This is a genomic window from Lactobacillus corticis, assembly GCF_018327645.1.
GTDB classification, from domain to species: Bacteria; Bacillota; Bacilli; order Lactobacillales; family Lactobacillaceae; genus Lactobacillus; species Lactobacillus corticis.
Window position 1 is genome coordinate 1 of record NZ_BMAY01000007.1, and the last position, 23,228, is coordinate 23,228.

Below are 23,228 nucleotides of genomic sequence, written 5' to 3' on the forward strand. Positions count from 1 at the left end.
GTGGTAACAGAAAAAGATCCATATAGTATCTAAACTAATACTATACGGATCTTCAATTCAAGCTCATATCAACCCTTATCAACAGGATTTGACAAAGAGCCAGTATTTTGAGGAACCATAACAAACTGAGATAGGAAAAAAGAACCTGACTCCGATAGAATATCGATATCAGATTCTTATTCCTAAGATAATTATTTCGTCCCAACTTTGAGGTTCATCCCATTAGGACAAAAGTTTTTGCTTAACTTAATTTATCACGCAAGCGTTCAAAGAAATTCTTTTCCTGCGGACTGATTGAGTCCCCGCTAGCTTTTACGTAATCAGTCAAAGCCTTCTTTTGCCCTTCATTTAGTTTCTTAGGAATGGCTACATCAACTGTAACTTGATGATCACCATTGCCATTACCTCTTAGGTATGGGACCCCTTCACCGCGAAGCGTAAACTTGGCTTCAGGCTGCGTACCAGCAGGAATCTTCAAATCATGGTCCCCGTGGACAGTCTTAACCTTAATCTCATCACCTAAAGCTGCCTGAGCAAAGGAAATCGTGACATGCGAATAAATAGTCGTGCCTTTTCGTTCAAAATCTTTCGATGGACGAATTCGGTAGGTAATATACAAGTCACCATATTCCCCGCCATTGACGCCAGCTTCACCTTGTCCAGGGTAACGAAGGGATTGACCATTATCAATACCGGCCGGAACATCCACTTCAATGGCATTCTTGCGGTCAATACGACCTTCTCCATGACAATTTGCACATGGGTGTTCAATAATCACGCCGCGCCCATGACATTTATCACAGGTTGTTTGTTGTTGTACTACTCCCAACATGCTTTGACGAGTAATGGTCATGCGACCTGAGCCATGGCACTTGTCACACGTAATTGGGTGAGTTCCACGCTCACAGCCATTACCACCACAGACATCACAAGTCTCTTTTCGAGTGTAGCTGACCTGCTTCTTCTTACCGGTCATAGCATCCATAAAGTCGATGGTTAAGGTATAATCCAAATCTTGACCACGTCTTGGAGCGGTCGGATCTACTCGTTGGCGCGAACCGCCACCACCAAATAAATCGCTAAACTCACTAAAGATGTCACTAAAGTCGCCACCGGAGAAGCCGCCTTGACCATAGTATCCTTGACCTGCACCAAAGCCACCTTGACCATTCATGCCAGCTTGACCAAATTGATCGTACTGACTCCGCTTTTGCGGATCATGCAGTACTTCATAGGCTTCAGTTACTTCTTTATATTTTTCTTCTGCTCCTGGTTCGTGATTCAAATCAGGGTGATATTTTTTGGCTAATTTCCGATACGCTTTACTGATTTCAGCATCGCTCGCATCGCGACTAACACCCAAAACGTCATAATAATCGCGCTGTGCCATGTACTTAACTACTCCTTCTTGTTAAAAGAGAAGAACCCCTGATGGCAGTTCTTCTCTTTAGATTATGCTTTATTATTATAATCGTTTTACTTGTCAGGATCTACTTTTTTAAAGTCGCCATCTTGAGTTGAACTATCGTTGCCGGAGTTTCCTTGGTTAGGGTTTGGTCCAGCTTGGCCTTGAGCACCTTGTGCACCGCCGTTTTGTTGGTACAACTTAACTGCCAAGTCTTGAGCTACCTTTGAAAGTGCGTCCTTCTTTGCCTTCATTTCGTCAAGGTTGTTATCCTTTTGGGCCTTCTTCAAATCTTCCAAAGCATCCTTAACCGGCTTGGTATCACTATCTGAAAGCTTGCCGTCAACATCCTTCAAGGTCTTTTCAGTTGAGAAGATCAGTTGATCAACTTCATTGCGCAAATCAACTTCGTCCTTCTTCTTCTTGTCTTCTTCGGCGTGTTCTTCTGCTTCTTTTTGCATCCGTTGAATTTCTTCATCAGATAAGCCAGATGAACTCTTAATGGTGATCTTTTGTTCCTTGCCAGTACCCATATCCTTGGCAGATACATTAACAATACCGTTCTTGTCGATATCGAACGTTACTTGGATTTGAGGCACACCACGAGGAGCAGCTGGAATGTCAGTTAATTCAAACCGACCCAAAGTCTTGTCATCAGCTGCCATTGGCCGTTCACCTTGTAAAACGTGAATATCAACGGCTGGTTGGTTATCAGCAGCAGTTGAGAAGATTTGACTCTTTGAGGTTGGAATGGTCGTGTTCCGGTCGATCAACTTGGTGAAGACGCCACCCATGGTTTCAATACCCAATGAAAGTGGAGTAACGTCAAGCAAAACAACATCCTTAACATCACCAGTAATAACCCCACCTTGGATGGCAGCACCCAAAGCAACGGCTTCGTCTGGGTTGATTGAGTGGTCAGGTTCTTTTCCTGCCCATTCCTTAACGGCTTTTTGAACTGCTGGAATTCTAGTTGAACCACCGTTCAAAATAACCTTGTCGATGTCATTAACGGTTAAGTTTGCATCCCGCAAAGCATTGTCAAATGGTACTTTGGTCTTTTGTACCAAGTCGTCAGTCAATTCGTCAAACTTAGCTCTAGTTAAATCAGCTTCCAAGTGTAATGGGCCGCTTTCTCCTGCAGAAATGAATGGAAGCGAAATGTGAGTGCTTGAAACGCCAGACAAGTCCTTCTTGGCCTTTTCAGCAGCATCCTTTAAACGTTGCAATGCCATCTTGTCCTTAGACAAGTCAACACCATTTTCGTCCTTGAAGTTCTTGATTAACCAATCAATAATTCTTTGGTCAAAGTCGTCACCACCCAAGTGGGTATCACCATTAGTTGAAAGAACTTGGAAAACGCCGTCGCCTAATTGCAATACTGAAACGTCAAAGGTACCACCACCAAGGTCGTAAACCAAAACTGTTTCATCATCATCATCTTTATCCAAACCATAAGCCAATGATGAAGCCGTTGGTTCGTTAATAATCCGCTTAACGTCTAAGCCTGCAATTTTACCTGCATCCTTAGTAGCTTGACGTTGAGCGTCGTTAAAGTAGGCAGGCACAGTAATAACTGCATCCTTAACTGGTTCGCCTAAATAATCTTCAGCAAACTTCTTGATATATTGCAAGATGAAAGCAGAAATTTCTTGTGGCGTGTAAGCCTTGTCGCCAACCTTAACCTTGTAGTCAGGATCACCCATGTGACTCTTAATTGATACAACCGTATTAGGGTTGGTAATTGCTTGACGCTTAGCAACTTCACCAACTTGAATTTCACCATCTTTGAAGGCTACAACTGATGGAGTTGTCCGATTTCCTTCTGGATTAGTAATAATCTTTGGTTCTTTTCCTTCCAATACGGCAACGGCTGAGTTAGTCGTACCTAAGTCAATACCGATAACTTTTGACATTTATTCTCGTCCTTTCACTATTGGGCAACTACAACCATTGCAGGTCTAAGCGTCCGATCTTTATATAGATAGCCTTTTTGTAACACTTGTACCACATGATCTTTTGGATGCTCATCATCAGCTGGTACCATTTGTACTGCCTGATGCAAAGTAGGATCAAATTGCGCATTTTCAGCAGCAATTTCACTAATTCCTTGATCCTTAAGCCCTTTAACCAAAGCATCCAAGGTCATCTGCACACCCTTTTTCAACTGTTTTGAAGCATCATCATCTACTTCAACAGCTAATGCTCTTTCCAAATTATCTAAGGCAGGCAAAATTTCCTTAGCTAAATTTTGTGATTCGTACTTAATAATCTGAGCTCGCTCTTTGTTATAGCGTTTTTGCGCATTTTGATTTTCTGCTTCGCTTAACAAATACTTATTCTCAAGCTCTTCTTTTTCTTGCTGCAATTTAGCAATCTCAGCCTGCAGTTTAGCAGTTTCTTCAGCCTTTGGCTGATCAGACTTGGATTGATCAGGCTTAGCTGCATCTTCTCCTTGATCAGGAGCAGTTTCAGCTTTTGCAGCTGTTTCTTCTTTTGGATCTTGATCTAAATCTTTTTCACTAGGAAATTCTTCTTTTTTCACTTTAGCCTCCTTAGTTATTGAAACTTGCCATAGTAGTCAAGCAATTTCTTCGCCAATTCAGTTCTGAAATATTCGAGCAAACCAATTACTTGTGAATATGGCATATTAGTTGGACCTAAAATTGCAATTGTGCCTTTGCCATAACGACCTACATTATATTCAGCCGTCAGGAGGCTGTAATTTTTCAGCAAGTCGCCTGGCAATTCACTTCCTAGTTTGACTTGAACTGGATAACGTGAATCTCCATCCGTCTTTCCTAGATCCATTAGATTCGACAAAGTATCAACATGGTCAAACATCTCATAGAGCGAACGGATGTCAGCTACACTAGCTAATGCTTGATTATTCAAGAGGTTAATCTGCCCGTCAACATACATCTGTTCACTAGCAGCATCCTTGATCACGTCTTCGAGTAGTTCCAGCAACTCATTGGCATGTTCATAATGCAATTTATGATTGATTAAATCATTCAGAAAGTTAGAACTTACCGTCTTGATGCTCTTGCCAACAAGCTCATCATTAATCATTCTAACTGCCTTTTCAATTTCATCCCCATGAACACCATTAGGCAACGCATAAACTTGATTATGTACGCTGCCATCACTAGTAACCAAAATGGCCATAACTTGTCTGGGAGCAAGTGGAACCATGCGAAAACCTGTGATTCGGATGTCGCCCACCTCGGGTCCCTCAGCAAAAGCAGTATAATTTGTCATATCTGATAAAATCTTAGCTGCTTCTTTGACTATTTCGTTTACTTGATGAAATGGTCGATCAAGTTGGTAAACAATTTGATCATAAACGCTGCTTGGCAATTGCAATGGCTCGACTAAGTTGTCCAAGTAATAACGATACCCTTCCATCGATGGAACTCGACCACTAGAAGAGTGGGTCTTCTCGATTAAGCCGGCTTCTTCTAGAACTTTCATTTCGTTCCTGATCGTGGCACTGGACACCTTGATTGGTAGCTGACTCATCACAGTTTTAGAGCCAACAGGTTCATGAGTTTGGGTGAAATCATGAATGATTGTTTTCAAAATTAATTCTTGACGTTCCGTCAACATAAGATCACCCTCATCTTTAGCACTCACAACTCTAAGGTGCTAACAAACTCTATGATACAAGAATTTAGCAGAAAATCAAGAGGAGTGCTAATTTTTTTGCAAAAAAATGACTGAAGATGTAAAAAGTGTCACACTCACCGTTCAAAGCACTGCTATCTCTGCATAATATTGACTGTAACGTGGAACTGTTCATTGCCAGGCATTACTCCAGATAAGCGTTTTTTAACTTTAAAGCCAAATTTTTCGTATAGTCGAAGAGCTGGCAGATTTCCTTTTAAAACCTCGATTTCAGCATCCCTACTTAAAAATTGCAAGGCATAGGCTACTAACTTGCTGCCAATGCCGCGACCAGATAAATTTGTATCAACATACAACCAAGCTAGCTCTTCTTTGGTAAATGCTACAAAACCGGCTATTTGCTGATCATATTCAGCCACTGCTATTTGATAACCAAACAAATTTTCTCGTTTAGCCGCAATTATCAGGGGTATAAATGCCTTTTCCAAATTTGCTAATGCTAATTCATCTTTTCTAGCCCGATCATGGATTTCGCATAATCTTGGAAAATCGGTATCTTGATAGGGTCTGATTTTTATCCTACCTTTACTCATCAAATCACCTCACAAAAAAGCGCCTATGCCTTAACAGGCACAGACGCAACGACGATCCTTCATGCTAACTTGAATTTCAATGGCCGGGAACTTTATTATTTTTGCTTTTGGTCAAAATAAGCCTTAATCTCTTTTTGATCAGCCTCAAGCTGTTTTTTTAATTCAGCTAAACCGGCAAACTTTTTTTCGCCCCGCGTATATTTATACCATTTAATAGTTATCGGTTTGCCATAAATATCTTCATCAAAGTCAAACAGATTAGCTTCAATAAAAATAGTATCATTGTCGCCGATGGTGACATTATAGCCAACTGACGTCATCGCCTCATACCATTTACCATCAACTAGGACGCGGGTAGCATAAACGCCGATTTTGGGCAGAACTTTTTTGCTATGCCAAACCAGATTTGCTGTAGGAAAACCCAATTTATGACCGTTGCGCAAACCATGACCTACGGTACCTTGCAACACATAATGGTGTCCCATTAAGGCAGCAGCCTTTTCCATTTCACCATTTTGAATTGCTTGTCTTATTTTAGTCGAAGAAATCTTATGACCATTTAATTCTTGCTTTTGTACGCACTTAATTGCAAAACGCCCCCGAGCATAATCGGCGAGATGCTCCATATTGGCATTTCTATCAGCTCCATAGGTATAGTCAAATCCTGCAACAACAGTCTTTGCATGCAATTGGCAAATTACTCCATCTACAAATTCTTGAGCGCTTAGCTTGCTGAATTTTTGGTCAAAATTTAAGACTGCTAAGTAATCAACCCCATTCTCGGCCATTTTGGCGGCCTTTTCAGATAATTCATCAATATATGGGAAATGATGGTCTGCCGCATACACTTCTTTAGGATGGCGATTAAAAGTCATCACCATCAATGGAAGTTTTTGATCTAGCGCGGTTTGCTTTGCGACCTTTAGAATTTGCTGATGCCCTTTATGGACACCATCAAAAAAGCCAAGGGCCAACACTACAGCAGTTGGCAAACCAGCATCTGAAAATGGATACTTGAGGTGAATAATTTTCACATTAATTCCTTCGTTCTAAGAGTTTTGTAACAGCATCAGCCAAGGGCGATAAGTCTCACCTTGTTTTTGATACATGGCCTTCAGGGTACCTTGATATTTCAAACCCACAATTTTATCGTTAACGGGCAAATCAAGTCCTGCTCCATTTTGTACGCGTTTCCATTGATTACTTGTTAATTCTACCATTATATAACGAGCAAAAAAAGACTCTATTGGCTGAATTCGGCTCTCTGCAAGGGCTGGATCAGCAATTAAATCACTTAATTTAATTGCTTTCTCTTCCGTATAACCAGAACTAGCTGTGCGACGCAGCTTACTCATGACGGCTGGGACAGCTAGATAATCCGCTAAGTCATTTACTAATGATCGCACATACGTTCCTTTTGAACAAACTATTTTAAAAGCAAAGCGTTCTTGTCCCTGGTCCTCATCAAAAATTGGTTGATCTCTTAATTGATAGTCAAAGACTTGAACATTTCTGCTAGGACGTTCAACTGCAATTCCTGCACGGGCATACTCATAAAGGTGTTTGCCGTTTACCTTCACCGCTGAATAAATGGGAGGGACTTGGGAAATATTTCCGACGAATTTGTTCATCGCAGCTTGTAGCTGGTCTGCACTAATGGCACTTGATAAGGGCTTAGTCTCAAGGATCTTACCACTTAAATCATATGAATCCGTCCGAAACCCTAAAATTCCCTCACCCTCATATGTCTTAGGACGAGTGTGCATTAATTCGATTAGCTTGGTTGCTTGTCCGATCGCAATTGGCAAAACACCAGTTACCTCAGGATCAAGTGTTCCGGCATGACCAATTTTTTTAATATGCAGAATTCGCCTCAACTGATAAACTACATCGCTGCTCGTCATGCCAGCATCTTTGTCAATTACCAAAATTCCGTTAAGCATATTCTTCCTCTTTAAACAAAAAAGTGCCCGAAGGCACTTTTTACTTTTGTCGCTCAGCTTCTTCTTGATGCAATTTATTAATTAATTGATCAATTTTGCTGCCATATTTAACTGAATTGTCTCGTTTAAAAATTAGTTCTGGCACTTTATAAACCGTCAGTTGTTCACCTAACAAGTGACGCATCATTCCCTTGGCCTTTTCCAATCCTTCACTAGCTTCAGCTTCCTTAGTCTGATCTTCGGTTAACAAACTATAGTAAACTGTCGCATAAGACAAATCGTTAGTACACTCCACTGCGGTAAGTGTAACTCCACTAACACGGGGATCGCGAATCTCCTTTTGGAGAATTTTGGTCAATTCGCGTAAAATTTCCCCTTCTACACGTCCAATTCGATGCTTCATAATAGCCCCCTTATTGTGGCTTTACCTCTTGCATTTCATATGCTTCAAGTTGATCATCAACCTTGATATCGTTGTAGCCGTCAATCGTCAAACCACAATCAAATCCTTGCTTGACTTCTTTAACGTCATCCTTAAAGCGTTTCAGTGAGGCTACCTTGCCATCGTAAATGACAACGCCATCACGAATTAACCGGATACCAGAATCACGGGTTACATAACCAGAATCTACAAAAGCACCAGCGATCGTACCAATCTTTGAAACTTTCCAAGTTTCACGGACAGTCAAGTTACCAGTTACCTTTTCTTCGTAGGTTGGTTCAAGCATCCCCTTCATGGCTGCAGTAACATCATCAATTGCTTTGTAGATGATACTGTAAAGACGAATGTCGACACCTTCAGTTTCAGCTTGTGATTTGGCAGTAGCTGTTGGGCGAACGTTGAAACCAATGATAAAGGCATTGGATGCTCCAGCTAAAGTTACGTCACTTTCGTTGATCGCACCAGCCCCGGAGTGGATAATATTTACCCGCACGCCTTCAACTTCAATCTTTTCAAGTGATTGCTGCAAGGCTTCAACTGACCCTTGGACATCGGCCTTTAAGACAATGTCTACTTCCTTCATATTTTCTTTCTTCATTGTATCGAAGAGGTTATCAAGGGTAACGTGTTGAACATTTTCCCGAGCTTTTTGCAAGGCCTGAGATGCTCTAGCTTCACCAACTGACCGAGCGGTCTTTTCATCATCAAAGACTACCAATTTATCAGCTGATTCAGGCACATCGTTTAACCCGGTAATTTCAATTGGCATTGAAGGGGTAGCCTTTTTAACTTGTTTACCGTGATCGTTAGTCATAACCCGAACCCGGCCAAAGGTATTACCAACAACAATTGGATCACCAACGTGCAAGGTACCTTCTTCAACCAAAATATCGGCAACCGGTCCACGACCTCTAGAAAGACGTGCTTCAACAACTGTACCAATAGCCTTCTGCTTTGGATTTGCCTTAAGTTCCAAGACATCAGCTTGCAACAGGATCATCTGGAGCAATTCATCAACATTTTCACCGGTCTTAGCAGAAATATTGACATAAATCGTATCGCCACCATAATCTTCCGGAATCAAATTATATTTCATTAATTGTTCCGTCACGTGTTGTGGGTTTGCGCCTGGTACATCCATCTTGTTAATAGCGACAATAATTGGCACCTTAGCACTCTTGGCATGGTCAATTGCTTCAATAGTCTGCGGCATAACCCCATCATCGGCAGCTACAACCAAAACGACAATATCGGTAATTTCAGCACCGCGCGCCCGCATATTTGAAAAGGCAGCGTGTCCAGGAGTATCTAAGAAAGTGATCAAACGATCGTCAACTCTAACTTGGTAGGCACCGATCTTCTGCGTGATCCCGCCGGCTTCATGTTCAGAGACATTGGTGTGACGCAAGCGGTCCAACAAGGTAGTCTTACCGTGGTCAACGTGTCCCATGATCGTAACAACTGGTGGACGCTTAACCTGATGCTTAGCCTCTTTGGCTTGTTTAGCCAGCTTTTCATAAACCTTATCAATATCGGAGATATCTTCATGAACTTTTTCTTGGGCTTCAATATTGTATTCAGCTGCTAAAAGTTCAATCGTATCTTTATCCAAAGATTGGTTTTGATTGGTCATGATACCCAACATAAAGAGCTTCTTAACAATTTCAGCTGGTTCCCGGTGCAAAATCTTGCCAAGGTCTTGAGCATTCATACCAACTTCATAAACCAAAGTATCTGGTAACGGCCGTTCTTTTCTTTGAGTCATTGGCTTCTTAGGTGCTTCAGCTTGACGTTTGCGGTTCTTACGCTTACGACGCTCTTGCTTATCTGAATGTTCGCTGCGACCACTGCCAAAATTAGTGTTGCGGCCCTTCCGTCCTGGCTTGCCGGTATTTTTACCAAAGGAGTTCTTACGCCGATCCTCATTAGTTGGTGCGGCAACTGGCTTAGGAGTATGTGGCCGACTTGGCTTAGCTGTTTTATCAGCAGCTGGAGCAGCTTTCTTAAGACGAGCTGGAGAAGGCTTTAAAATCTTTGGACCAATTGTTCGTCCTGTCTCCTGCTTGTTGGTTTCTGCCTTTGAAGCAGCCTTTTCTTGTGGCTTTTCAGCCTTTACTGGCTCTTCAGCTGGCTTATTTTTCTTATGCAAATGTTCGTGGTATTCTTCTTTGGCTTTTTTAGCGATTTGATCAAGCTTGCCGGCTTCTGCTCGTTGCTTTTGTTTGAATTTCGTTAATAAATCCCGTGCAGCTGGCTTAGCCGATGGCGTTTTGCGTTGTTCATTATTACGCTTTTGCTGTTCATTACGCTTAGCCGCATGGTCACGCCGAGCACGGCGGTTTGTTTTCGGCTTTTTCTTTTCAGGCTTTTCGTTCTTCCGAATTGAAGAAACCGAAATCTTGATCTTGCTGGTTTTCTTCTTTTCTTCGTTTTTTTCGGCTGGAGCGTTGCCTTTTAGGCTATTTTTTATGCGACTTGCTGCCGCCTCTTCAACTGATGACATATGATTCCTAACGTCAACTCCAAGTTCTTTTGCTTTTTGGACTACAGCTTTGTTATCAACGTTTAATTCTTTTGCGATTTCATATAATCTGATTTTTGCCATCCAATCACACTCCTTCTTTAATTTTCTTCATAAGGGCAAGGCTAAATCCTTGGTCAAGGATCCCTAATACTTTGCGTTTTTGACCAATCGCATGCCCAATTTCGGCTGCGGTAAAGGTTTGTACAAGCTCAAGGTGATTAAGGCGACAAGCCCGCTCTACCTTCTCCAAGGTATTAGCTTGGCAGTCGCTAGCAATTACCACTAGTTTAACTTTTTGGGCCTTGATGCCTAAAAGGACTGTCTCGGTTCCACTGACCAGTTTTCCCGCCTTTTTGATCAAACCTAAGAAATTTAATGCTTTTTGTCGTTTATCCAAAACTATTTATCACCAAACAATTCTTTTCTGGCTTTTTGGTGGTCAACATAAGCAAAAAGTTCGTCATAAAAAGAGTCTGGGATTTGTGTTCCAAGACTTCTGTCCAACACTTTATGCTTGCGCGCTTCTTCAATCTTATCTGGTTCCAAAGAAACATAGGCGCCTCGGCCAGGTTTTTTGCCAGTTGGATCCACACTAACTTCTTGCTCTTTATTGATGACTATCCGAACCAGTTCCTTCTTTGGACGCATGGTTTCGGTTAATAAGTCTTTCCGCATTGGGATTTTTCTTTTTTTCAAAAAATCACCCTATTCTTCGTTATTATTTTCGTCATTAGCTGAAGTTTGTTCAGAATCGGCTGAGTCGGGTTCGCTATTTTCTGTATCCTCATCAACAAATTCTACTTCAGATTCAGGTCTAATGTCGATTTTATAGCCTGTCAAACGGGCAGCAAGACGAACGTTTTGTCCTCTCTTACCAATTGCTAAAGATAATTGGTAGTCTGGGACAATTACCAATGCACTTTTAGCTTCATCGTCTTCGCCGAATTGAACAGCAATGACTTCAGCAGGATTTAAAGCATTAGCAATGTAATCAGATGGATCATCTTCATACTGCACGATGTCGATATTTTCGCCACCTAGTTCATTAACGACATTTTGCACCCGGGCACCTCTTTGACCAACGCAAGTACCAACAGGATCGATATTAGGGTCGTTAGACTTAACGGCCATCTTGGTCCGATCGCCAGCTTCTCTTGCAATTGACACAATTTCGACAGTCCCATCATAAATTTCAGGAACTTCTTGTTCAAATAACCGCTTTACTACATCTGGTGCCGTCCGGGAAACCGTGATCTGTGCCCCTTTGGAGTCACTGCCGACATGAGTTACCAAGACTCTAACTTGATCTTGAGGATTGTAGGTCTCATTTGGCATTTGATCACGTTGTGGCATAACTGCTTCAACATTATCAATCTTAATATAAACAAAACGGTTGTCAGTCCGTTCAACAGTACCGGTTACCAGCTCGTCTTGATATTGGCTATATTCATCGATAATGTGGTTTCTTTCGGCTTCGCGTAAACGTTGCATAATGACCTGCTTAGCTGTTTGCGCAGCAATGCGGCCAAAGTTTTTAGGAGTTACTTCAAACCGAATTTCATCACCAATCTCATAAGCACGATTTATGGCTAGGGCATCTTCAAGGCTTACTTCTAAGCGTTCATCTTGAACTTCCTCAACAACAGTCTTTACTGCCATGACTTTGAAATCGCCTTTGCGTTCATCAAAATCAACTTCAACATTCTGGGCTTGATTGTAGTTTTTCTTATAGGCTGCGACCAGCGCTGCTTCAATCGCATCAATAATAATTTCTTTCTTTATACCTTTAGTTTTTTCAAGCGTTGCGAATGCTTCTAGCATTTCTTTCGACATAGTTTTTAATCAGCCTTTCTAAAATTCAATCGCAAAACGGGCATTTGCAATCAGTTTCCGGGGAATCGTTAAAACTTTTTGACGGGTCTTAACTTTCACCAGCAACTCAATTGCTTCATCATCAATTGCCTGCAGCGTACCCTCAAAAACTTTCTCGCCAGCTATTTTCTGATATAGTCCCACATGAATATATTCACCGACGGCCTTTTGCCAATCTTTAGCATTTTTAATTGGACGCTCAATGCCCGGAGAGGAAAGTTCCAAAACATACGGATCTGGTAAGGGATCTGGTTCCATCCCATCCAGCTTTTCACCGACCAACTCACTTAAGTCTGCAATTTCCGCAATATCAATACCATTAGGCTCTTGATCAACGTAAATCCGCAGGTAATTTTGGCCTTTTTCTTTTACATATTCAAGGTCGACTAATTCGTCGCCTCTCTTGGTAATAATTGGCTCAATTGCTGAGCGGATGAGATCAGTTAATTTTGACAAAAAAACTCCTCCGTATGAAAAAGAGTGAGCATTTCTGCTCACTCGAATTTATCTTATTCGAACTTCCATAATATCTTACCATAGATTAGGGAAAATTCCAATTTTTTGTCTTGACAACGCAAATTTTATTGTTAGAACAAGGAAAGCTGGTTTTGTTCAGGCAGTCCTTCCAGAACACCGTTGGTTTCAAAGTATTCCATGATTGAAGCTGACACTTTTCCGCGCTTAGCCAAATCTTCTTTCGATAAGAACTTTTGTTCCGTTCTGGCAGCAACGATTTGCTTAGCGGCATTATCCCCTAGACCAGGGACCGCATTAAATGGCGCCAAAATAGTGTGCTTATCGAGAATCTTGAACCGCAAGGCTTCTGATTTGTCCAAATCAACCATTTTAATCTTGATGCCGCGTTCCAAGCATTCATTAGCAATTTCCAGGACCGTTTGCAAAGATTTTTCCTTGGCGCTGGCATCTAAACCTTTGGCTTGCAACTCTTTAAGGCGGGCCTTAGTAGTGTTTTTACCGTGACTCATTGCTACCAAATCATAATCCTTAGCTCGGATTGACAAATAAGCAGTGTAGTAAATTTCTGGGTAATAAACTTTAAACCAAGCAATTCGCAAAGCCATTACGATATAAGCAGTCGCATGGGCTTTAGGGAACATGTACTTAATCTTTAAACAAGAAGGAATATACCAATCGGGAATTTTATCATTCTGCTTTAACACGGCCATATCTTCATCGCTGATTCCGCGACCATGCCGCACGCTTTCCATAGTTGAAAAGGCGACTTCTGGTTTTACGCCCCAGTGAATTAAGTCCATCATAATGTTATCCCGACAACCGATAACATCCTTCAATTTGCAGGTGCCTTGATTGATTAGTTCTTCAGCATTACCTAACCAAACATCGGTCCCGTGGGACAGCCCGGAAATTTGCAGCAACTCAGAGAAAGTAGTTGGTTTGGTTTCTTCAAGCATGCCGCGGACAAACCTGGTTCCAAATTCTGGTACGCCTAAGGTCCCAGTTTCTGAACCAATTTGTTCTGGGGTAACTCCAAGAGCCTCGGTTCCCGAGAACAGACTCATTACGCCGGGATCATCAGGTGGAATCGTAGTTGGATCAACACCAGATAAATCCTGCAACATCCGGATCATGGTGGGATCATCGTGACCTAGAATATCAAACTTTAAGATGTTGTCATGGATCGAGTGGAAGTCAAAGTGCGTTGTCAACCAGGCAGCACTAGTGTCATCGGCAGGATATTGCACGGGTGTAAAGTCATAGATGTCCATATCATCAGGAACGACCACGATGCCAGCCGGGTGCTGTCCAGTAGTCCGTTTGACTCCAGAAACTCCGGCTGCCAAACGATCTAGTTCGGCGTTACGCAAGTTCATTTCATGTTCTTCATCATAATGCTTGGCATAGCCATATGCTGTTTTATCGGCAACAGTGGCAATGGTTCCCGCCCGATAACTATTGTCAGGGCCAAACATTACGCGAATAAAGTTATGAGCAACCGGCTGGTAGTCCCCGGAAAAGTTCAAATCGATATCAGGAACCTTATCTCCATGGAAGCCTAAGAATGTAGCAAAAGGAATATCCTGTCCATCCTTGACTAATTCTGCTCCGCACTCGGGACATTTCTTATCCGGCAAGTCGTAACCTGAACCGTATTCTCCGTTTTCAAAAAATTTTGACCACTTGCATTCAGGGCAGCGATAATGCGGTGCTAACGGATTAACCTCAGTAATTCCTGACATTGTGGCTACTAAACTAGACCCTACCGAACCTCTGGAGCCAACCAAATAACCATCTTTATTTGATTTGGCCACTAGACGTTGAGAAATCAGATAAATAACTGCATAACCATTTGAAATAATCGAGTTTAATTCCAACTTAATCCGGTCTTCGACAATTTTAGGCAAAGGCTTGCCATAAAGTTCGTAGGCTTTATTATAGGTCAGATCGGTCATTTCCTGATCAGCATTGTCAATATGGGGTGGATATAAGCCGTCTTTAATCGGGGCAATTTCTTCCGTTTCCGCTGCCAGCTGGTTAGGATTGGTGATCACAACTTCTTTTGCTAAATCCTCCCCTAAAAAGCTAAACGCATCCAACATTTCTTGCGTCGTGTAGAAATGCAGATCGGGTTGCGGTTTATTCCGATTAGGGTTGCTGCGCTGCGCCGAAATTAAGATAGTCCGATAAATGTTTTCGTACGGTTCAACGTAATGGGCATCCCCTGTTGCCATCACCGGCTTATGCAATTCTTTGCCTAGTTTGCAGATATTGGTTAGGATTTCTTCAAGTTCGGCTTCATCCTTAATTAGGCCATCTTCAATTAATTGAGCGTAATTTGCCGGAGGCTGAATTTCCAAAAAGTCGTAAAATTTAGCTTTTTCTCGCGCTTCATCATAACCTTTTTGCATCATCGCTACAAAGACATCGCCCATATTGCATCCTGACCCGTAATATAAGCCCTTATGCAAATCTATTAAATCGGACTTGGGCGTTCGAGGAAGACGGTAAAAATATTTGGTTGAAGCTAAGGATACTAACTGATAAAGATTCTTCAAGCCAGCTTGATCTTTGGCAATTACGGTAACATGGCTTGGCTTTGCCCGCTTGAATACCTGACCACCCTTAGCATAATCATTCATTTTGCCAAGATTATCTTCTCCATATTTGGCAACAAAAGCATCCAAAAGCTTGTACATTAAGTATCCAGTAGCTTCAGCATCTTGATTTGCGCGGTGGTGATGCTCCAAAACGACATTATATTTCTTTGACAAAGAATCCAAGGTGTGACGAGATTGTTCAGGGTGGAGCAAACGTGAAACTTCCAGAGTATCTACAACTGGCTGCGTTATTTCTGCAAGACCCGCTCTCCTTAGTGCGGCATTCACAAAACCTACGTCAAACTGAACGTTATGTCCACATAGCGGACGATCGCCATAAAAATCCTGGAACTGCTTGATAACAACTGCTTCATCGTCAGCTGCTTGAACCATCTCATCAGTAATCGAGGTCAGGTTAATTGTCTGCTCGCTTAAAGGATGATGCGGATTAATGAACTTATCAAAACGTTCAATTACTTCCCCATCCTTCATCTTGACTGCCCCAATTTCAATGATGGTGTCATAAACTGAGGATAAACCAGTCGTTTCAACGTCGAAAATGACGAATTCACGATCATGATAAGTCATGTCAGCCGGATTTAGGATTAAGAGCGCATGATCATCAACCATATTCGCTTCTAATCCATACAGGATCTTAACTCCTAACTTCTTACCAGCTGAATAGGCTTCCGGGAATGATTGGACATCGCCATGATCGGTTATGGCAATGGCTTTTTGCCCAAACTTGCTAGCCGCTGTGATAAATTCCGTCGGCGTGCTAGTTGCGTCCAACTGGCTCATATTAGTATGCAAATGCAGTTCTACCCGTTTTTCATCGCCTTGATACTTTTCAGTTCTGCCAACGTGCGTCACCACTTCAAAACTTGCAATATTAAAGACAACATCATGTTCCCACTGGTCTTCGGCAACGCTACCTTGCATTTTAGCCCAGACTCCAGGCTTTAACCCAGAAAGATACTCTATTTGATCTTTATCAGAAACAAATTTCTTAAAGCCAATCGAATCACTATAATCAGTTATTTCACCAGTAAAAATAACTGAGCCATTCTTTAATTCGCGCTGATCAATCTTAAAGATATTTCCTTCAATAACAACATTACGAGAACCATCTTCTAGCGATTTAATTGGACTTACTTTGATGTTATTATCAAGTTTCCGTTCGCCGTAGCTGCCTCGCTTCGTTTGCCGTGGTTTGGGCTTAGGTTTATCAGGAATTTCTTCAAAGGCCTTTTGCATGCTTTGATCATGTTCTTCCTGAAGTTTTTCCAAACTAATAAAGTTATTATCCTCGGCTGCTTCTTTTCTTTGAGTAACAAATTTCAAATTGAAAAAGCCATAGTTGCGCATTTCGAGGGACAAGCGATCCAAAGCCTGTTGTTCCAACATTCCGTCAATAATTTGATTATCCACCGGAATGATCCAGCGACCAGAATTCTTCTTTGGCTGTTGCTGAGCCAGAAATTCTTTTGCAGGACGTTCAATAACCTCTGAGTTTTTTACTGAATACTGCCAATAGTTTGGAAGATATTGATCTGATCCATCTTTGGTGCTGATGGAAAGATGAACATTTACGAAATCATTGAATGAAGTCGCAATACTTTGTACCAAAGCATAATAAGTATCAAATTGCAAAGGAGTGTCAAAAAGAACGTGGATATCCCACTTGTGTTCTTTAGCGTAAACATCCACGTTCTCAATTTGGCCTTGTTGCAAAAGATCATTATCCTGAAAACTATCGGGAAACTTGATTTGTTTTAACAGTTTTAGGAATAATTCGTTTTTATCTGTCACAATCTTAACCTAACAATTCTGTTGCATAAGCTTTTAATTCATCAACTGACATTTCTTGTGCCTTATCTTCAGTTGGCTGCTTAACTTCAACAATCCCATCCTTGGCCTTTTTACCAATGGTGATTCTAATTGGAGCCCCAACTAAATCAGCATCGGCAAACTTGACCCCAGCACGTTCTTTTCGATCATCATAAAGAACGTCATATTTCTTGCTTAATTCGTCGTACAACTTATTAGCAAGGTCGGTTTGTGCATCATCATTCATCTTCATTTGGACTAAATGAATTGAATATGGTGCTACCTCTTTTGGCCAAGCAACACCATGTTCCGTCTGATGTTGTTCAACAATAGCAGACAGCATCCGAGAAACACCGATTCCGTATGAACCCATAATTACTGGTTGAGCCTTACCGTTTTGATCCAGGAACTTGGCTCCCATGGTTTCTGTGTAGTAAGTCCCCAACTTAAAGATGTGACCAACTTCGATTGAAGTAATAAATTTAAGCGGCAAATGATCTACTGGGTCTGGTTCACCTTCATTGGCCGTACGCAAGTCCGCAAATTCGTCAACCTTAAAGTCTCGGTCCAGGTTCGTGTTGGCATATTGGAAACCAGTTTCATTGGCTCCTACAACAAAATTGGATAATCCCTTAACCGTTTCATCGGCAATAATCTTGTCTGCCCAAGCAGCTTTAATCGGTCCAACGCCACCCTTAGCAGCACCAGTAATTGCCTTCAGTTCATCGTCATTGGCAACGCGCAGCGAATCGCAATCAAGCGCATGGGTCAACTTAACTTCATTGACTTCCTTATCGCCTCTAATTAAGACTAAGACCTTGTCTTTTTCGTCTACAATGTAAAGCACGCTCTTGACGATTCTAGTAGCAGGAACATGCATAAATTCGGCTAATTGTGCGATGGTTTCTTGACCAGGAGTTGCCACTTTTTCAAGGGCCTTTGGATCTTCCGGTTCTTGCTTAAAGGTGTCAATTGAAACAGCCATTTCCAAGTTAGCTGCATAAGTTCCAGTTTCGTTGGTAGCGATCGTGTCTTCCCCAGCTGCAGCAGGAGCTTGGAATTCAGTTGAATTCTTTCCCCCCATCGTGCCTGAATCGGCAATTACGGGACGCACTTCAACGCCACACCGCGCAAAAATATTCTCGTAAGCTGCTTTTTGGGCATCAAATTGGGCATCCAATTGCTCCCGACTAGCGGCAAAACTGTAACCGTCATGCATAACAAATTCACGGCCTCTTAATAAGCCAAAACGCGGACGATTTTCATCACGAAACTTGGTCTGAGTTTGGTACAGCATGATTGGCATCTGCTTGTATGACTTTAAGTTCTTGGCAATAATCTCAGTAAAAGTTTCTTCATGAGTTGGGCCTAAGAGCGATGGACGACCATGCCGATCGTTTAATCTAAACATTTCTGCACCATATTTACTCAAACGGCCAGATTCTTCCCATAAAGTTGCTGGTAAAAGGTGAGGCATCAGAACTTCGGTACAACCAATTTTGTCCATTTCCTGTTCAATGATACCTTCAGCTTTGCGCAACACCCGGTAAGCTAAGGGCAAGTAAGCATAAACACCGGCAGTAACTTGACGAATATACCCTCCTCGAAGCATAATTTGGTGGCTTTTAGCTACCGCATCAGCCGGCGTTTCTTTCAAGGTCGGCATAAACAAATTTGATTGACGCATAACGATTTTTTCTCCTTTTATTTTTATTTGATAAAGTAGCGGTAAATATCATTTCCGGTTACTGCAATAATCAGTACTAATAATACTACAAAACCGACAACTTCAACGGCAGTTTCATGTTCTTCTGAAATTGGTTTGCCTCGAATTAATTCAATCAGGTTAAGTAATAATTTACCGCCATCCAAACCTGGGATTGGAACTAAGTTAACAATTCCCAGGTTGATGGAAATCATAGCTAGATACATCAGGACATAAGTAAAGCCCATTTGCGAGACTTGTGAGGTTTGAGAATAAATTCCCACCGGACCAGAAAGTTTATTCAAACTAAAATGCTGCACAAGGTTGCCTAAAGCACGAAAGATCATCCCAGAAATGTAGACCGCTTCATCCCATCCGCGCTTAGCTTTGGCACCAAAGCTATTATCGCTTTGAGCCTGAACGCCAATTAGATAAGTCCCTGATTTTTTCTGTGGCGTTATTTTACTGGTGTAAGTCTTACCGTCACGCTGATAGGAAATGCTAATAGTTTTCCCTTTGCTGGCAGCAATTTTTTCCTGCACTTGACCAAAGGAGGAAATTTTCTTCCCATTAATGGCCGTGATCGTATCTCCTTTTTGCAAGACTGAGCTAGCCGGAGAATTTGCTGCTGTTTTGGCAACAGTGGTGGTTTGCGGGCCTATTGAGACAAATGACCAAATCATGAATACCACAAATCCCAGCACGATATTCATAAAAGGCCCAGCAAAATTAGTAGCTAACTTTTGCCAAATTCCGGCTTCTTGAAATTGGGTATCCAAGGGAGCAATAATTAGTTCATTTTTGTTGGTATCGATGATCGTGGCATCATGATCAACTTGATAGGTTTTGGTCTCTGATTCATCACCGTTTTCGTAGCCACTGATGGTCAGGTCTTTGACCAAATCTGCCTTGGTAACTCTGACCGGAATTCCCGCAATTGGCATATTGGATTCACTGGCATCAATGCGCACGACCTTGTCATGATCCATTTGCAAAACAACTGCACTCCCTGGATCAATCACCGCAGCATCATCGCTACCGGCTAGACGAACGTAACCACCTAACGGCAACCAGCGAATGGTATAGGTTGTCGTTGAACGCCGCTTTTGAAATAACTTAGGTCCCATGCCAATAGAGAATTCCCGAACCCGGATTCCGGATTTTTTAGCTACGATAAAATGCCCGAATTCGTGGACGAAAACGAGCAAACCGAAAATGATTAAAAAGATCAATAAACCCTTCATAAAATCCTTTTCCTAAATAAATGCATATCCTAAGCAGGCAGCAAAGACCGGCAAAACGAATAGCATTGAATCAAAACGGTCTAAAATGCCTCCATGCCCTGGCAGAATCTTTCCAGAATCCTTGACACCATAAAACCGTTTGTAGGCAGACTCTACCAAGTCCCCCATTTGACCAACTATTGATAAAAAGAAGGCCATTACTAGCATGGTTGCAGTTGGATGTGAGATGTGCACTAAGGCTAAATAAATAGCAGAACATACTACTGCACAAATGACCGCTCCAATTGACCCTTCCCAAGTCTTATTTGGACTGATAACCGGCCATAATTTATGTTTGCCGAATTTCCGGCCGATCATGTAGGCACCGATATCCGTTGACCAAACAACCACGAAAACATAGCATAATAACGCTAAACCTTCTTGACTGTTTCTAATGGCAGCCATGTAGTGAAAGCCGGTTCCGATATACAAGGAAGCTAAGGTATAAACTCCCATGTCGTCAAAGCTTGATTTATTCTTTGACAACACTGTCCAGGTGAGCATTAACATAATCATTGCAAAGTAAAATCCAAACTTAGTTACTGGCAATGAATTAAAGAAACTATCTGGCACAGTCCAAGTCAACGTAGCTAAAAGTGCTAATACAAAGTCGACAGAAACCAGAATTTGTTTCTTCATTAAAAAGATTTCTGAGATACCTACTGCTGCGAATAAGGCAACTGTCCAGTCAATTGCCCATCCTCCCAACCAAACGATGGGAATAAAAAAGATTAAGGCGACTACCGCCGTAATAACACGTTGTTTCATATTTTTTTGCTAATTAACTATCCGATTCATCTAATCCACCAAAACGCCGATGACGCGTTTGGTAATCTGCTACATATTTTGCTAAATCATCTGCATTGAAGTCAGGCCAAAGTTTTTCACTAAAAGCCAGTTCTGAATAGGCTAATTGCCAAAGCAGAAAATTGGAGATCCTTTGTTCGCCTGAAGTTCTAATCAGTAAATCCGGGTCTGCCAAATCACCAAACTTACCAGTCATTAACTCTCGACTGATCATTTCTTCGTTGATCTCGCTTGGTGCAACTTCACCGTTAGCCGCCTTAGCTGCCAGCTTTTGAACGGCAGTGGTTATTTCTTTCCGCGAGCCATAGTTAAAGGCGAAGTTTAAAATCAAGCCGGTATTTTGCGCGGTCTGAGCCATGGCATCGTTAACGACTTTAAGCGTTTTGGGTGGCAATTCATCCAAATAGCCCATAATGTTGACCCGAACATTATTTTTTATCAAAGTTGGCATAAACTTATTGAAAAAGCGGACTGGTAAATTCATCAGAAAAGCCACTTCTTCTTTAGGACGTGCCCAATTTTCGGTGGAAAATGCGTATAGCGTCAATACCTTTATGCCCAATTTATCTGCAGCCAAAGTAATGCGCTCCACATTTTCCATGCCTTCTTGGTGACCAAAAACTCGCTTCTTTCCGCGTTTTTTGGCCCACCGACCGTTGCCATCCATGATAATAGCTAAATGATTAAGCTTATTTTTTGCATCTGTCATGATTAGCCCTGAGTAATTTCTTGGCGTTTATCGTCAGCCTTCTGATCAATTGTCTTGACTGCATCATCAGTGACTTTTTGAACTTGCTTTTCTAGATTGCGTTGTTCATCTTCAGTAATATCACCGTTTTTTTCGGCCTTTTTTAAGCCATCCATGGCTTCACGACGGACATTGCGAACGGCAATTTTAGCTTCTTCAGCGTACTTGCCGACTTGTTTAGCGATTTCTTGACGACGTTCCCCAGTCAATTGCGGAATGACCAAACGAATCACTTTCCCATCATTTGCTGGATTTAAGCCTAAGTCTGAAGCTAAAATAGCATGTTCAATATCGTCTAAACTATTAATGTCATAAGGAGTAATCATCAAAACCCGAGGTTCTGGGATGGTGACTGAAGACATTTGTGTCAATGGAGTAGGGGCACCATAATAGTCAACTTTTACATTTTCAAGCAATGATGCGTTGGCAACACCTGCTCGAATAGTGGTTAAATTGCGAGCAAAAGCAGCAATCGACTTATCCATGTTGCTTTTAGCTTTGTCAATAATCTCGTTACTCATTATTTATCACCTCGAATGACAGTACCAATATTCTCACCTAAAACAACCTTCTTTATGTTGCCTTCCGTATTTACATTAAAGACAATCAATGGAATTTCAGTGTCCATTGATAAAGAACTGGCAGTCCGGTCCATTACCTTTAAGTTCTTAGAAATTAAGTCAAGTTGCGTTAATTCGCTGTATTTTTCAGCAGTTTCATCAATATTTGGATCGGCTGAGTAAACCCCATCAACGCCATTCTTAGCCATTAAGATCACATCAGCATTGATTTCTGCTGCCCGTAAGGCTGCAGTCGTATCCGTTGAGAAGTAAGGGTTCCCGGTACCACCGCCGAAAATCACAACTCGGCCTTTTTCAAGATGACGAACTGCTTTTCGTCTAATATAAGGTTCAGCAATTTGCCGCATTTCAATTGAAGTTTGTACCCGGGTTGGTACGCCAGCGGTTTCCAAACCATCTTGCAAAGCTAATGCATTCATAATGGTAGCTAACATTCCCATGTAGTCAGCTTGGGCACGTTCCATACCTAGTTTTTCGCCACTTTCGCCGCGCCACATGTTACCACCACCGCAGACGATACCGATTTCAACTCCTAGGTCATGAACTGACTTAATTTCTTGGGCTAAATGACTAATGACAGTTGGGTTAATACCCTGTCCTTTATCACCGGCTAAAGCTTCACCAGAAATTTTGAGAATAATTCTTTTGTATTTAACTTGACTCATAATGTCCTCCTATCATAGCTTCTCATATTCTATCATACTTGACTTTCTTATGCCTTAGCCAAAGTATTTTAATTTTTTATCAGGGTAAGTTTGAACAAAAAAAGAAAGGGGATGATTCCCCTTTCT

At 41.7% G+C, this 23,228-nt stretch carries 20 protein-coding genes; all 20 read right to left on the reverse strand.

Features of this window, described 5'->3' with window-relative positions:
* Nucleotides 1–241: 241 nt before the first annotated feature.
* Nucleotides 242–1,390 (reverse strand): molecular chaperone DnaJ, encoded by a 1,149-nt coding sequence (gene dnaJ, locus KI210_RS05410; protein ID WP_212780884.1) that lies wholly within the window; start codon nt 1,388–1,390, stop codon nt 242–244.
* Between the two features lie 86 nt (nt 1,391–1,476).
* Complete coding sequence (dnaK, locus tag KI210_RS05415; protein ID WP_212780885.1) at nt 1,477–3,321, reverse strand: molecular chaperone DnaK; 1,845 nt, start codon at nt 3,319–3,321, stop codon at nt 1,477–1,479.
* Between the two features lie 17 nt (nt 3,322–3,338).
* A complete protein-coding gene (gene grpE / locus KI210_RS05420; protein WP_212780886.1) occupies nt 3,339–3,950 on the reverse strand; it encodes a nucleotide exchange factor GrpE in 612 nt (203 codons plus the stop codon).
* 14 nt (nt 3,951–3,964) lie between these two features.
* On the reverse strand, nt 3,965–5,014 hold the full coding sequence (hrcA, locus tag KI210_RS05425) for a heat-inducible transcriptional repressor HrcA (RefSeq protein ID WP_212780887.1): 1,050 nt from the start codon (nt 5,012–5,014) through the stop codon (nt 3,965–3,967).
* 152 nt (nt 5,015–5,166) lie between these two features.
* Complete coding sequence (locus KI210_RS05430; protein WP_212780888.1) at nt 5,167–5,625, reverse strand: GNAT family N-acetyltransferase; 459 nt, start codon at nt 5,623–5,625, stop codon at nt 5,167–5,169.
* Between the two features lie 95 nt (nt 5,626–5,720).
* A complete protein-coding gene (ribF, locus tag KI210_RS05435; protein WP_212780889.1) occupies nt 5,721–6,659 on the reverse strand; it encodes a riboflavin biosynthesis protein RibF in 939 nt (312 codons plus the stop codon).
* Between the two features lie 15 nt (nt 6,660–6,674).
* Nucleotides 6,675–7,568 (reverse strand): tRNA pseudouridine(55) synthase TruB, encoded by an 894-nt coding sequence (gene truB, locus KI210_RS05440; protein ID WP_212780890.1) that lies wholly within the window; start codon nt 7,566–7,568, stop codon nt 6,675–6,677.
* 40 nt (nt 7,569–7,608) lie between these two features.
* On the reverse strand, nt 7,609–7,971 hold the full coding sequence (locus KI210_RS05445; protein WP_212780891.1) for a ribosome-binding factor A: 363 nt from the start codon (nt 7,969–7,971) through the stop codon (nt 7,609–7,611).
* A gap of 10 nt (nt 7,972–7,981) precedes the next feature.
* Nucleotides 7,982–10,615, reverse strand: a complete 2,634-nt coding sequence (gene infB, locus KI210_RS05450; protein WP_212780892.1) for a translation initiation factor IF-2 — start codon at nt 10,613–10,615, stop codon at nt 7,982–7,984.
* A gap of 4 nt (nt 10,616–10,619) precedes the next feature.
* Complete coding sequence (locus KI210_RS05455) at nt 10,620–10,931, reverse strand: L7Ae/L30e/S12e/Gadd45 family ribosomal protein (protein WP_212780893.1); 312 nt, start codon at nt 10,929–10,931, stop codon at nt 10,620–10,622.
* Nucleotides 10,932–10,933: 2 nt separating this feature from the next.
* The gene (rnpM, locus tag KI210_RS05460; protein WP_212780894.1) at nt 10,934–11,230 is read right to left on the reverse strand and encodes an RNase P modulator RnpM; all 297 of its coding nucleotides are present in this window, start codon (nt 11,228–11,230) and stop codon (nt 10,934–10,936) included.
* A 9-nt stretch (nt 11,231–11,239) separates the two neighbouring features.
* Nucleotides 11,240–12,367, reverse strand: a complete 1,128-nt coding sequence (gene nusA, locus KI210_RS05465) for a transcription termination factor NusA (protein WP_212780895.1) — start codon at nt 12,365–12,367, stop codon at nt 11,240–11,242.
* 18 nt (nt 12,368–12,385) lie between these two features.
* Complete coding sequence (gene rimP / locus KI210_RS05470) at nt 12,386–12,862, reverse strand: ribosome maturation factor RimP (RefSeq protein ID WP_246487327.1); 477 nt, start codon at nt 12,860–12,862, stop codon at nt 12,386–12,388.
* 131 nt (nt 12,863–12,993) lie between these two features.
* A complete protein-coding gene (locus KI210_RS05475; protein ID WP_212780897.1) occupies nt 12,994–17,295 on the reverse strand; it encodes a PolC-type DNA polymerase III in 4,302 nt (1,433 codons plus the stop codon).
* Nucleotides 17,296–17,299: 4 nt separating this feature from the next.
* Nucleotides 17,300–19,000 carry a proline--tRNA ligase gene (locus KI210_RS05480; RefSeq protein ID WP_212780898.1) on the reverse strand — a complete coding sequence of 567 codons (1,701 nt, stop codon included), beginning with the start codon at nt 18,998–19,000 and terminating at the stop codon, nt 17,300–17,302.
* A gap of 23 nt (nt 19,001–19,023) precedes the next feature.
* Complete coding sequence (rseP, locus tag KI210_RS05485; RefSeq protein ID WP_212780899.1) at nt 19,024–20,262, reverse strand: RIP metalloprotease RseP; 1,239 nt, start codon at nt 20,260–20,262, stop codon at nt 19,024–19,026.
* 12 nt (nt 20,263–20,274) lie between these two features.
* A complete protein-coding gene (locus KI210_RS05490) occupies nt 20,275–21,069 on the reverse strand; it encodes a phosphatidate cytidylyltransferase (protein ID WP_212780900.1) in 795 nt (264 codons plus the stop codon).
* A 13-nt stretch (nt 21,070–21,082) separates the two neighbouring features.
* Entirely contained in the window at nt 21,083–21,817 is a 735-nt protein-coding gene (gene uppS, locus KI210_RS05495; protein ID WP_212780901.1) for an undecaprenyl pyrophosphate synthase, read from the reverse strand.
* Between the two features lie 2 nt (nt 21,818–21,819).
* A complete protein-coding gene (gene frr / locus KI210_RS05500; RefSeq protein ID WP_212780902.1) occupies nt 21,820–22,377 on the reverse strand; it encodes a ribosome recycling factor in 558 nt (185 codons plus the stop codon).
* Nucleotides 22,377–23,102, reverse strand: a complete 726-nt coding sequence (gene pyrH / locus KI210_RS05505; RefSeq protein ID WP_212780903.1) for a UMP kinase — start codon at nt 23,100–23,102, stop codon at nt 22,377–22,379. The genes frr and pyrH overlap by 1 nt, the downstream gene beginning before the upstream one ends.
* Nucleotides 23,103–23,228 lie beyond the last annotated feature (126 nt).

Bases quoted from the DNA above. Each gene is read 5' to 3' on its own strand.
- dnaJ (WP_212780884.1), bottom strand. From the start codon at position 1,390: ATGGCACAGCGCGATTATTATGACGTTTTGGGTGTTAGTCGCGATGCG.
- dnaK (WP_212780885.1), bottom strand. From the start codon at position 3,321: ATGTCAAAAGTTATCGGTATTGACTTAGGTACGACTAACTCAGCCGTT.
- hrcA (WP_212780887.1), bottom strand. From the start codon at position 5,014: ATGTTGACGGAACGTCAAGAATTAATTTTGAAAACAATCATTCATGAT.
- KI210_RS05430 (WP_212780888.1), bottom strand. From the start codon at position 5,625: ATGAGTAAAGGTAGGATAAAAATCAGACCCTATCAAGATACCGATTTT.
- truB (WP_212780890.1), bottom strand. From the start codon at position 7,568: ATGCTTAACGGAATTTTGGTAATTGACAAAGATGCTGGCATGACGAGC.
- KI210_RS05445 (WP_212780891.1), bottom strand. From the start codon at position 7,971: ATGAAGCATCGAATTGGACGTGTAGAAGGGGAAATTTTACGCGAATTG.
- infB (WP_212780892.1), bottom strand. From the start codon at position 10,615: ATGGCAAAAATCAGATTATATGAAATCGCAAAAGAATTAAACGTTGAT.
- nusA (WP_212780895.1), bottom strand. From the start codon at position 12,367: ATGTCGAAAGAAATGCTAGAAGCATTCGCAACGCTTGAAAAAACTAAA.
- KI210_RS05480 (WP_212780898.1), bottom strand. From the start codon at position 19,000: ATGCGTCAATCAAATTTGTTTATGCCGACCTTGAAAGAAACGCCGGCT.
- rseP (WP_212780899.1), bottom strand. From the start codon at position 20,262: ATGAAGGGTTTATTGATCTTTTTAATCATTTTCGGTTTGCTCGTTTTC.
- KI210_RS05490 (WP_212780900.1), bottom strand. From the start codon at position 21,069: ATGAAACAACGTGTTATTACGGCGGTAGTCGCCTTAATCTTTTTTATT.
- uppS (WP_212780901.1), bottom strand. From the start codon at position 21,817: ATGACAGATGCAAAAAATAAGCTTAATCATTTAGCTATTATCATGGAT.
- frr (WP_212780902.1), bottom strand. From the start codon at position 22,377: ATGAGTAACGAGATTATTGACAAAGCTAAAAGCAACATGGATAAGTCG.
- pyrH (WP_212780903.1), bottom strand. From the start codon at position 23,102: ATGAGTCAAGTTAAATACAAAAGAATTATTCTCAAAATTTCTGGTGAA.